The organism is Grylomicrobium aquisgranense (genome assembly GCF_033971865.1).
In the GTDB taxonomy this organism is placed as follows: domain Bacteria; phylum Bacillota_I; class Bacilli_A; order Erysipelotrichales; family Erysipelotrichaceae; genus Bulleidia; species Bulleidia massiliensis.
In genome coordinates this window covers 1-11,075 of the sequence record NZ_JALBUR010000050.1, presented here as the reverse complement: position 1 = coordinate 11,075, position 11,075 = coordinate 1, and the positions used below count along the sequence as shown (strand labels likewise).

At 45.0% G+C, this 11,075-nt stretch carries 11 protein-coding genes; 2 read left to right on the top strand and 9 right to left on the bottom strand.

The features are described 5' to 3' along the window. Positions 1-198, bottom strand: a 198-nt coding sequence (locus MOZ60_RS10915; RefSeq protein WP_370596706.1) for a hypothetical protein, incomplete at its 3' end; no start/stop codon positions are given. 186 nt (positions 199-384) lie between these two features. On the opposite strand from MOZ60_RS10915, the gene MOZ60_RS10910 reads away from it, so the two are divergent. Together MOZ60_RS10910 and MOZ60_RS10905 are read left to right on the top strand one after the other, a co-directional pair. Then, positions 385-1,827: a transposase gene (locus MOZ60_RS10910; RefSeq protein WP_370596705.1), complete on the top strand. Its 1,443-nt coding sequence runs from the start codon at positions 385-387 to the stop codon at positions 1,825-1,827. Between the two features lie 297 nt (positions 1,828-2,124). Then, complete coding sequence (locus MOZ60_RS10905) at positions 2,125-3,567, top strand: transposase (protein ID WP_108774786.1); 1,443 nt, start codon at positions 2,125-2,127, stop codon at positions 3,565-3,567. 270 nt (positions 3,568-3,837) lie between these two features. Here MOZ60_RS10905 and MOZ60_RS10900 read toward each other — a convergent pair whose 3' ends face one another. The 8 genes from MOZ60_RS10900 to MOZ60_RS10865 all read right to left on the bottom strand — a co-directional run bounded on the left by MOZ60_RS10900 (position 3,838) and on the right by MOZ60_RS10865 (position 10,820). After that, entirely contained in the window at positions 3,838-4,401 is a 564-nt protein-coding gene (locus MOZ60_RS10900) for a hypothetical protein (protein ID WP_370596704.1), read from the bottom strand. Between the two features lie 94 nt (positions 4,402-4,495). Further along, positions 4,496-5,311, bottom strand: coding sequence for a ChbG/HpnK family deacetylase (locus MOZ60_RS10895; protein WP_370596703.1), 816 nt, complete (start codon positions 5,309-5,311; stop codon positions 4,496-4,498). After that, entirely contained in the window at positions 5,304-6,245 is a 942-nt protein-coding gene (locus MOZ60_RS10890; RefSeq protein ID WP_370596702.1) for a hypothetical protein, read from the bottom strand. The genes MOZ60_RS10895 and MOZ60_RS10890 overlap by 8 nt, the downstream gene beginning before the upstream one ends. Before the next feature lie 63 nt (positions 6,246-6,308). Continuing rightward, positions 6,309-7,121 carry a PTS system mannose/fructose/sorbose family transporter subunit IID gene (locus MOZ60_RS10885; protein ID WP_370596701.1) on the bottom strand — a complete coding sequence of 271 codons (813 nt, stop codon included), beginning with the start codon at positions 7,119-7,121 and terminating at the stop codon, positions 6,309-6,311. Continuing rightward, a complete protein-coding gene (locus MOZ60_RS10880) occupies positions 7,121-7,939 on the bottom strand; it encodes a PTS mannose/fructose/sorbose/N-acetylgalactosamine transporter subunit IIC (RefSeq protein ID WP_370596700.1) in 819 nt (272 codons plus the stop codon). The genes MOZ60_RS10885 and MOZ60_RS10880 overlap by 1 nt, the downstream gene beginning before the upstream one ends. A 12-nt stretch (positions 7,940-7,951) precedes the next feature. Further along, entirely contained in the window at positions 7,952-8,449 is a 498-nt protein-coding gene (locus MOZ60_RS10875) for a PTS sugar transporter subunit IIB (RefSeq protein WP_320098800.1), read from the bottom strand. 30 nt (positions 8,450-8,479) lie between these two features. Further along, on the bottom strand, positions 8,480-8,899 hold the full coding sequence (locus tag MOZ60_RS10870; RefSeq protein ID WP_370596699.1) for a PTS sugar transporter subunit IIA: 420 nt from the start codon (positions 8,897-8,899) through the stop codon (positions 8,480-8,482). A gap of 121 nt (positions 8,900-9,020) precedes the next feature. After that, the gene (locus tag MOZ60_RS10865) at positions 9,021-10,820 is read right to left on the bottom strand and encodes a helix-turn-helix domain-containing protein (protein WP_370596698.1); all 1,800 of its coding nucleotides are present in this window, start codon (positions 10,818-10,820) and stop codon (positions 9,021-9,023) included. Positions 10,821-11,075: the final 255 nt, after the last annotated feature.

Sequence of the window (11,075 nt, the reverse complement as noted above, 5' to 3'; positions counted from 1 at the left end):
TGAATGGGAACCCGTTCTATCACTGACTGCTTCCGGAGCCTTCAGCTTTTCAGCAGGTGCTGCTGTCTCACTCTGACTTGTACTTTCCGGTGATACTGTTGGCTGCGCTTCTTCTGCTTTGACACTGCAAGTACTTGAAAGAAGCGTTATGACAGCTGTTGTGGAAAGTGCAACGCTCTTTGCTTTGATGTTTTTCATCACACTCATCTCCCCCTCTTTAAGATGGAGCGTTGTCGAAAACTCTTAGGAGTACAGGCAACGCTCTTTTCTCTGCGCTCCTCATTTCATAATCCCCCCACTTTTTCGCTGTCAACTCTTGACAAAATTTCAAGCGTGCCCTGCTCGCTTCGCTCGCTTTTCTTGAAAAGGTGGGAGGTGAGTGAAATGCTCAAACATATCTCTTCGTCCCTGGAATATCGTGCTTTCCTTAGGGATGAAAAAGATCATCTTGGTTATGCTCAGCTTAAACGACTGGATACTTCTAAGTTCCATTCTGCTTTGCATAAGCTTCGGAAGTTGGACGTCGATCTTGCCGTAGATGTTCTGTTTCCTCTCTACTCTGTTACCGGCCGTCCGGCTCATGACCCCGCTGTGCTCATCCGGTCCTTCATTCTCATGCAGCACCTCGGGTATTTGTCCATTCATAACTGGTGTGCAGATCTGTCTTCTGATTCTCTGCTTCAATGGCTGATTGGCTCTTTCTCTCCGCCTGGTCCTGCTTCTCATTACGACTTTATCAATCGTTTAACGCACTCAGATCCACATCTCTCTGATCTGCTGCAGCAGGGTTACTATACGAAGCCTTCTCAAAAGAAACCCAAGAACAATGACAAGCTGATTAACTATTCACATTCCGAAACCTTATTTCTCGCTGACAAATATAAAAACGGCGCCGAATGGGATCGGGATCGGATGATCTACACACTTCAGTCTCTCTTCAATGCACTGGCTGTGATTCCTTCTTCCGACATGGGATTCATTGAGTCGAATAATCTCATCTTGTCCGGAGATGGTTCTTCGCTTCACATCCACGCCTCTCCATTTGGCCACAAAGTCAAATTGGATAAGGATGGAAATCCTCTCGTCCGCTATTCTGCACCTGACGCTGACATCGGATGGGACAGTGATCTTGAGTCCTACTATCTCGGCTACACTCTTTACAACATCTCGTACCACAATCCCCATAGATCAGTAGACTTGCCTATCTATATCGATCTTGAGAAAGCCTCACGGCACGATGCTTTGACCACCATATCTGCCTCAGCACGTCTGTTTGACATGAATCCCGATATCCACCCGCGATACATGTGCTTTGACGCAGCTTCTGACAGTCTTGCCATCTTTCAGTTCTTCCGTCACAAGAATATTATTCCAATCATCGACCGCAATCAACGGTCTGCTGGGGACAATCCCTTTGATAAGTTCAAGCTGAATGAGAATGGCGTGCCTGTTTGTCCGAATGGAACACCGATGTATGACTATGGCTACGACATCCAGAGAAAGCGCAGAAAATTCCGCTGCCCACTCAGGATGAATAAGATTTCCTCCTGTCCATTTGCGAATGAGTGCAGTTCTTCCGCTTATGGAAGAACGATATACGTCAATGACGGTGATGACATCCGGCTCTTCGGACCTGTTCCATACAGGTCTGAAAAGTGGAAAGAGATTTACCGGAACAGAACTTCGACAGAAAGAATGAACACCAGAATCCTGAACGACTATCATCTTCACCAGATGAAAATCCGTAATGGATCCAAGCATGCTTTCTTCGCAATCTTTGCCGGCATCAATATCCATCTTGATGCCTGGATAAAGGATGAGCTGTAAGCATTGAAGATTCAGTTTTGAAAGAACGAGTTCCAAAGTTGTTTTTATTGCGCCTTGGCCGCAATTTTTTATATCTCCGGCTTCTCAGCCGTCAGATACCTATCAGTTGCCTTCCGGGTTTTCGACACTACTCAGATGGAGCGTTGTCGAAAACTCTTAGGAGTACAGGCAACGCTCTTTTCTCTGCGCTCCTCATTTCATAATCCCCCCACTTTTTCGCTGTCAACTCTTGACAAAATTTCAAGCGTGCCCTGCTCGCTTCGCTCGCTTTTCTTGAAAAGGTGGGAGGTGAGTGAAATGCTCAAACATATCTCTTCGTCCCTGGAATATCGTGCTTTCCTTAGGGATGAAAAAGATCATCTTGGTTATGCTCAGCTTAAACGACTGGATACTTCTAAGTTCCATTCTGCTTTGCATAAGCTTCGGAAGTTGGACGTCGATCTTGCCGTAGATGTTCTGTTTCCTCTCTACTCTGTTACCGGCCGTCCGGCTCATGACCCCGCTGTGCTCATCCGGTCCTTCATTCTCATGCAGCACCTCGGGTATTTGTCCATTCATAACTGGTGTGCAGATCTGTCTTCTGATTCTCTGCTTCAATGGCTGATTGGCTCTTTCTCTCCGCCTGGTCCTGCTTCTCATTACGACTTTATCAATCGTTTAACGCACTCAGATCCACATCTCTCTGATCTGCTGCAGCAGGGTTACTATACGAAGCCTTCTCAAAAGAAACCCAAGAACCATGACAAGCTGATTAACTATTCACATTCCGAAACCTTATTTCTCGCTGACAAATATAAAAACGGCGCCGAATGGGATCGGGATCGGATGATCTACACACTTCAGTCTCTCTTCAATGCACTGGCTGTGATTCCTTCTTCCGACATGGGATTCATTGAGTCGAATAATCTCATCTTGTCCGGAGATGGTTCTTCGCTTCACATCCACGCCTCTCCATTTGGCCACAAAGTCAAATTGGATAAGGATGGAAATCCTCTCGTCCGCTATTCTGCACCTGACGCTGACATCGGATGGGACAGTGATCTTGAGTCCTACTATCTCGGCTACACTCTTTACAACATCTCGTACCACAATCCCCATAGATCAGTAGACTTGCCTATCTATATCGATCTTGAGAAAGCCTCACGGCACGATGCTTTGACCACCATATCTGCCTCAGCACGTCTGTTTGACATGAATCCCGATATCCACCCGCGATACATGTGCTTTGACGCAGCTTCTGACAGTCTTGCCATCTTTCAGTTCTTCCGTCACAAGAATATTATTCCAATCATCGACCGCAATCAACGGTCTGCTGGGGACAATCCCTTTGATAAGTTCAAGCTGAATGAGAATGGCGTGCCTGTTTGTCCGAATGGAACACCGATGTATGACTATGGCTACGACATCCAGAGAAAGCGCAGAAAATTCCGCTGCCCACTCAGGATGAATAAGATTTCCTCCTGTCCATTTGCGAATGAGTGCAGTTCTTCCGCTTATGGAAGAACGATATACGTCAATGACGGTGATGACATCCGGCTCTTCGGACCTGTTCCATACAGGTCTGAAAAGTGGAAAGAGATTTACCGGAACAGAACTTCGACAGAAAGAATGAACACCAGAATCCTGAACGACTATCATCTTCACCAGATGAAAATCCGTAATGGATCCAAGCATGCTTTCTTCGCAATCTTTGCCGGCATCAATATCCATCTTGATGCCTGGATAAAGGATGAGCTGTAAGCATTGAAGATTCAGTTTTGAAAGAACGAGTTCCAAAGTTGTTTTTATTGCGCCTTGGCCGCAATTTTTTATATCTCCGGCTTCTCAGCCGTCAGATACCTATCAGTTGCCTTCCGGGTTTTCGACACTACTCAGATGAATTCTATATTGCTAATTATATAGGTACGTTTTCTCTTTTTCAGATTTTTCAGCAGCAAGACAGGCATCAATCTGTATTTCAGTCCGCATTTCATTTAAGCATTTTAAGTAATTTTGAGTATCTGAAGTAAGTCAATCCGCATCAAGTGAAATCTTCCTCACCAGGCTTGGTGTATCATTGCCATACACACTGTACGGACACAATTCCAGTTCCTTAAACTTTTTCAAAGTATCCTGTGCTTCTTCTAACGACATGTATGGATTCATCACATACACAGCTGTCTTTTCACCGCCGGCTGGATTTACGCTCAGGAAGAACTGGGCATGATCTCTGATATCGCAGTATCTTCTGTCCATCTTGTTATATTCATCCCAGATCCTGGTAACGTCTACTGTTGCAGCCGCAAGATACTTTCTTCCATGCACAGTCTTATATTTCCAGGGAATCCTGTAATAATCCAGGAATTGGATTGCCTGCTTTTCATCCGATGTTGCTACTTCATGCATCGGCAGCCTCTTTTCTTCCCTTTCGGTTTCCTCTTCTTCGATATCTCTCAACTCCATGGCAGCTTGCAGATAATACAGTTGCTCCCATGCAGGTAAATCATGAATTCTCTTTTCTTCAGAAATATCCAATCCTCTCAGCATCTTTGCAAAAATGCGGATCATTTCTTTATTGCGCACAAATGAATCCATAGCACCATCCTCTTTTCATCGCTTTGCCATAATCATAGCATCATTGTCAGCCGCACGTAAAAAGGGCAGCTGTGCTGCCCATTCATGCAGATTTTCAGTGCTGCTGATACAAATCATAGTAGGTAATCAGTTCGACATGATTTGTATCAATCCATTCTTTCAGCTTTGGCGACATCATCATCGCTGCATCCTTGCAGCGCTCCAATGACAGTGTCGTCAGGCCAAGCAGTTCATCATCAATGTAGCCGGGATGTCCGCCGATCTCGAAGTATTCCGATGCCAGGTATTCCTTTTCATGTTTCAAATTGTCTTCCAATGGTGTCTTGGCAAGCTGTGCTTCCGGATCAAACACCTTTTTATTCAAAGATGATTTGGATAGATCCATGAAGTTCATCATTGACACAAATCCATACTGTTTCTGGATATCCATGGAAAACGGAATGCCTGTTTCTTTGGAAAGATCGCGGATGACCTGGATATAGTTTTCATGCATCAAAGAATGGGCATGCAGATAACCAGGTTTCTTACCTGTCAGAGCAAGAAAACGGTCATATTGTGCTTTCATTTCTGTATAGCATTCCTCATACGGAAACATTTCTCTTCTGCCTTGCTCTGTTGCAAAACGCGGATCCTTTACCCGCACACCAGAGCGGATGAATTCACCATTTTCATCCACAAGGTGCGGGATCCTGGCAGGATCTGCCACCGGCTTCCCTGATACGATATTGAAGTCAATGCCAAAGCATACCTGTGGTCTGTCTGCCATGAAACTCACTGCAAATTCCGCCGAGGGCATATTGGTAAACAGCCCCGTATTGCGCAATACACCGCGGTCTATCGAATCCACAATGCCAAGTGTTACACCTCTGGTAAAGCCAAAATCATCACCTTGTGTTAATAATTTAGACATTTGCACTTTCCTCTTTCTCTATTAATTCATATAACGTATCTTCTGTCTTCTGCAGAAGCTTCATATCAACATCCATGTCTTTCCTTGTACATGCATTTCTTACAACCAAATCCCTGCCATCTCGGTCACCTGACATCAGAATGATCCCTTTGGGATACAATGCCAGAATGCTCTGTGCTGCCTGCTGCTCTGAAAGACAATGGTCTTCATATTCCGGCAAGTTCTTCTGCAGGATATCTGGTACCGCTGTTCCTTTTGCATGAATGGCAAAATGATAGTCGCCTTTTGCCAGAGCACTGAGGAAAATGATCTGCTTATCTCCAGGAATTTCCTCCTTGAGAATCTTGACGCCTTCCACTGACGTTGTCCCTTCACCATACAGAACGAAGCAGACATGTTTTCCTGTTTCAGCAATGCCGTCAATCAGATCCATGATCACTGCCACTGAAGCCGAATTCATATTGTAGCTGATATGTACCGGCAGTCCACCGGAAACCTTGATGCCGGAAAGGGCAAGCAGGATGCCAATGATCACAGCCAGAACATGCACAACAGGATTGGCAGGCCGGTAAAACGCAAGCAGGAATATCGCCGCTGCCATCAGCAGGCAGAACAGGCAGGCCTCAATCACCATATGCATCCGGTTCCATTCCCGATTTTTCTGCATATGAAACGGATACCAGCAGAATTGCGGAAACAAGGCCAGATCAGGTGTGTCATAGGATGCCGCAATGACTGTATCTGCTTTGTCAGGATCACCAATGATCAGATTGCAGACAGATAACAAAGATGAAGTCTTCTGCTGTACATGCACCGGAACTTTTTTGTCTTTGCACACCGTACAGACTTGATCAATAAACAATCTTTTCTGACGGCGTGTATTTCTGGTGCCAAACTGGATTCCATACAGGAACATTTTATCTTTCAGATCCATCTGTGATCCTCCGTCAAAAAGCAAGCGGTACAGAAGTACTTTTTTCTCCTGTACCGCAGTCAATCAGAATATATGCAGGATTGCGCCAACAAAGGCAATGATGAAGACAAGCAGAATCAGCTTGGTTGGACGCCAGCCTTTCTTGATCAGATGAACAAGGACAAACAGAAGGATGACACCGAGAAGTCCCGGGAAAATCGAATCCAGTACATCCTTGATGACAACAGATGTCTCGCCTGTGTTGATTGTCCATGTCAGAGGTACATTGACCATTGTTGCGGTCATAGCACCAACCATGGTAAGACCAAGCACGGATGCACTCTTGGAAAGAACATCCATTAATCCGGAATTGAATACCTTATCAATGAATGAAGTACCAAGCGTGAAGCCCCAGTTCAGCAGGAAGTATTTGCAGATGGACTGTGTCACACCATAGAGCAGGATGAACAGAATCACACCGGCAAAGTTTCCCTGTGAGCAAAGACCAATGGCAATACCAGCCGCAATGACTCTCAATGTGTTAAAGAACAGAGAATCGAACATGCCTGCGGTCGGTCCCATCAGGGATGCCTTTACATTCTCAATGGTGGCACCATCAACCTGGCCTGCTTTATGCTGTTTCTCCATGGCATAGGCAAGACCAGCGATAAAGGCAAACGGAACGGCATTTGTATTGAAGAATGCCTGGTGGCGCAGATACGCTTCTTTCTTGCCTTCCGGATCATCCTTGTAAATGGATTCAATTGCCGGCTCCATTGTATACGTAAAGCCAACTGCCTCCATCTTCACCATATTGAAAGCTGGGAAGACAAGGTGAGACAGGAAGAACATTTTACGGAGAACTTTCTTATCCTCCACACTTACCTGGTTTGCCATCAGAAGAAATCCTCCTCATCATCGTCATCACCCGCAGATGTTACGGATGCGTTCTTCAGTTTTTCCGTCAGTTCATTCTTGAGATCAATATTCTTCTTTTCAATGACGAACAATGTTGCTGCAGCTGCTGTGCCAAGAATCGCAATAGGCAGCGTACCAAGAGATGTATATGCTGCAATGACATAACCCACAAAGAAGAACACAGCAACTTCCTTATCCCAGATCATGGATGTCAGAATGGCAAAGCCAACAGCTACCATCATCGAGGAAGCAGCCGTAAGACCTGTCATCACAAAGGAAGGAAGTGCATTGATCGCTGCATTGAGCCCATCAACACCATAGGCAACACCTACAAACAGAATCAGGGTCATGATCAGCGGCTGGATCAAAGTCCAGGAGATCGTCTGTACATTGAACTGATGGATGTTTGTTGCTGCGAGCTTTTCCCAATGTGCTGCCAGAGGAGAGCCAACAGCAGAAGTAATGGCGGCATTGATACTTGCCATGACTGTGCCGATCGGCATGGCAATGGCAAGGCCCTCTTCAGCTGTAGCACCAGTCAGAATCGTATAGGCAACAGCAATCGCAGAAGCGGTTGTCGCATCTGCCGGAATAGAACCACCAATGGCAGAAATACCCATGAAGATCGATTCCAGCGAAGCACCCATGATAATACCTGTCTTGAAATCACCAAGCAGTGCACCAACAACCGGTGCTACCACAATCGGTCTGGTCAGACACTGCCAGGACAGAAAGTCCAGGTCAAGCACATACAGAACGTAATATGCAATACTGACAATAATCGCTGCTTTTACCATATTATCTTTTCCTCATTTCTTCTCCAGAATCTTTTCCAGCGATTCCTTTGCTTCTTCCGGCGTTGTCTGATAGAAAGCATCATAGCCAAGCTCTTTCACTTTCTTCAGCAAATCGGCTTCTTCCGGATACAGATACAGATTCTCACGATATGTCTGGCGCTCCTTGCCATCATGTTTTGGAGCAATACGGCCATAATTACCGATATTCACTGCCTCAATATCCTTTGCATTCTCCAGCACTTTGATCAGATCCTCCGGATTGGAAACTAACAGAAGAATCTTATGATTGGCCGCCTTCGGATTCTGCAGCATCCGCAGTGTTTCATCCACTGTCTTAATTGCCGTTTTGCAGGTAGAAGGCGCTGCCATCAGCAGTGATTTCTTGATTGTTTCATTAGTACCAGCCGCATCATTTGCGACCATAATGCGGTCAACGCCTGTATTGCGTGACCATTTGATGGCAATCTGACCATGAATCAGACGCTCATCAAGACGAACAAGTGTAATCATTTTCTCCCCTTTCTAGGAATGTATGATGGATCAGAAGAAATCATCCGCGGTATTGCTTTCTTCTGTATCATCCTGATTATTCTTAACAATGCGAAGCATCTCACGGCTCTGGGCAACCAGCTTCTCAAGATCTTCATCACTGATCGAATCACGAATCGATAACTCAAGCACAAGTGCCAGATTCACGCCTGCAATCAATCTTGTATTCGGACGGTTCAGAAACAAATACATCTGCTGGTTGACACTGCCGCCATACAGATCACTCAGCAGAATCACCTGATCATCGTCTTTCACTGTCTGATAGAATGCATTCAGCTGATCTGCGACATTCTCCTGATTCACATATGCATCAAAAACAGTCAAACGATCGGAAGAACCCGACAAAATATCAATTGAACTTTTCATGCCGCTGGCAAAGTGGCCATGAGATGATAGAAACAATTTCAACATGATTTGTGCTTCTCTCTTTCCTGCGATACAAAAATAGCATCCACACCAGAATGTGTGAATGCATCTTTTGACACTATAGTAAGTGCAGATGATCAAGCTGCACGATGATACATGCAGAAAGCTAAATTCCATTAACAAAACTGTTTTCAACAATCTCAAACCAAATCTGATGCCAGGTCTCTGCAGGATCAGAAACCAGTTTCTGCATCAAAGAGGCATCCTGTGATGCATTCTGGATCATGCGGTTTACCTGCTTCAAATCTGATACTTTCATACCCGGTTTCAAACAAACCGCAATCAGATACTTCATCTCCACCGTACCATGGCAATACAATGACTGTTTTGGCACATAAATATCGAGCAGTTCCCGTCCAACATACGGATAATCAAGCATCACAACAGCCGTCTGTGAATTGTAGCAGTACGAAGATATCTGCCTTCTTGTTTCAAGACTCTCTTCCAGCTTCTTCTGATCCTGATCTGATCTGCCATACTTGAACGTTAACATCTTCATCATTGTGTCGGCATCCGGCACATCCGCATCCGGAAAGATTCGCGTCATACGGCAAAGCTTCTCAACAACCGTCTTCTCATACCCATCACAGAACATTTCCCGGAACAGTTCTTTTCTTCCACCCTTGGTTGAAAGTCCCTGATACACAATGCGCTTCAGAGGATAGGAATAATACAGAGGATTGCTGGAAGATAGGACAAGATGATCATAATTTGCAAAATTCACTTTGCGCATCTCATATAAGTCAAACACATCATTGTATGCAATGTATTGACCAAAATGATCCTGCAGGTTTTCCTTGATCAGATTGCCGGCAACCTTTCCTTCCATGCATGAAGTTGCCAGCCTAAGCTTATGATACGGATATCTGACCTGCTTATAAATATAATCCGTCAGTACTGCAAGCATCTGTATTTCCCCGGATTCAATCCGCTCGTGAAAGATCTGCTGCAGACAGGCAATCATCTGCCGTACCATTTCCTTTGCAAACGGTGACAAATAATCCGTATCTGCTTCCACATATGTCACAAACCGTATCTTGCCAGTCAAATCAAAATGATGCTTGAGATACAGTTGCAGAACAATTGACTCATAGTCCCGTTCATAGAGCCGGAAGATTTCCATATCGAAAAATGAGCCAAACACACCATCACGAAGCATGTCAATCACATGATCTGTCAGCTTACCTGCCTGAATCACACATGTACTATTCAATGTTTCCACATCATTTGTATGGCGCAGATCAATATCACGGGCAATGATCAAAAGGCGCGCATAATTTACCATTTCAATTTCTTCCTGCGGCCCAATATATGAATAAATCACAGGATCACAGAAGATGGCCTGTGCAAGTTCAAACTCATACGTATCCTTGATTTCACGGATCATCGTCTCATCAAATACAGGATGACGGCCATCTGCCGCACGTCTTTTGATCAGCACAAGATGCGTTGCCAGCTTCTTTGAAAAGATATCCGAAACGGAGATTCTGCTGTCCCGCAGAATCTTCAGCAGGGCATGACGCACATCTTCATAATCACTGCGTGACTCATAAAACATATGGTCAAACTTCTCAACCGGATACAGCAGCGTAACATCATGGTAAAAAGAACAGGCAATTTCGACCATGCAGGAACGCTGATCCTGTTCCCTGCCGGCAACTTTCAGGCCAACACCCGGCAGTGAGGCAATACGCAGGCCATAAGACTGCAGAAAAGAAGAAACTTCCTGCAGGATGGGAGAAATGGTAGATTCTGAAATAAACAGCTTTTCGCACAGATCTTCTTTTTTAACAGCGTCATTTGACAGCAGCATCTGCTCTACAAACAGGATACGGTTTGTTTCAACAATTGGTCGATTATAACACACACTCTGCCAGACCATCAGCTCCGTCTTCAACGCCGACAAACGAGAATCATCTTCTGGGCAGAACAAATATCCCCTTGCCTTCAAAGACTGAATGCTGCCAACTTGCTCCTGACGCAAAGCATCATTCAAAAACACAATGTCATTCTTCACTGTTCGAATCGAACACAATGCAAATTCCGGTTCGTCGGTACATGTCTTCCGCTAAAACCGGTGCATTTATGTTGAATTGACGGTGCGGGCGCGTCGCTTTAACGGTGCGCCTTTTATTATGGTTGTGTAGTTTGATGAAAGGAG

Coding starts and splice junctions, on each gene's coding strand:
- MOZ60_RS10905 (WP_108774786.1), top strand. CDS start 2,125: ATGCTCAAACATATCTCTTCGTCCCTGGAATATCGTGCTTTCCTTAGG.
- MOZ60_RS10895 (WP_370596703.1), bottom strand. CDS start 5,311: ATGTCTAAATTATTAACACAAGGTGATGATTTTGGCTTTACCAGAGGT.
- MOZ60_RS10900 (WP_370596704.1), bottom strand. CDS start 4,401: ATGGATTCATTTGTGCGCAATAAAGAAATGATCCGCATTTTTGCAAAG.
- MOZ60_RS10870 (WP_370596699.1), bottom strand. CDS start 8,899: ATGTTGAAATTGTTTCTATCATCTCATGGCCACTTTGCCAGCGGCATG.
- MOZ60_RS10890 (WP_370596702.1), bottom strand. CDS start 6,245: ATGGATCTGAAAGATAAAATGTTCCTGTATGGAATCCAGTTTGGCACC.
- MOZ60_RS10885 (WP_370596701.1), bottom strand. CDS start 7,121: ATGGCAAACCAGGTAAGTGTGGAGGATAAGAAAGTTCTCCGTAAAATG.
- MOZ60_RS10880 (WP_370596700.1), bottom strand. CDS start 7,939: ATGGTAAAAGCAGCGATTATTGTCAGTATTGCATATTACGTTCTGTAT.
- MOZ60_RS10910 (WP_370596705.1), top strand. CDS start 385: ATGCTCAAACATATCTCTTCGTCCCTGGAATATCGTGCTTTCCTTAGG.
- MOZ60_RS10875 (WP_320098800.1), bottom strand. CDS start 8,449: ATGATTACACTTGTTCGTCTTGATGAGCGTCTGATTCATGGTCAGATT.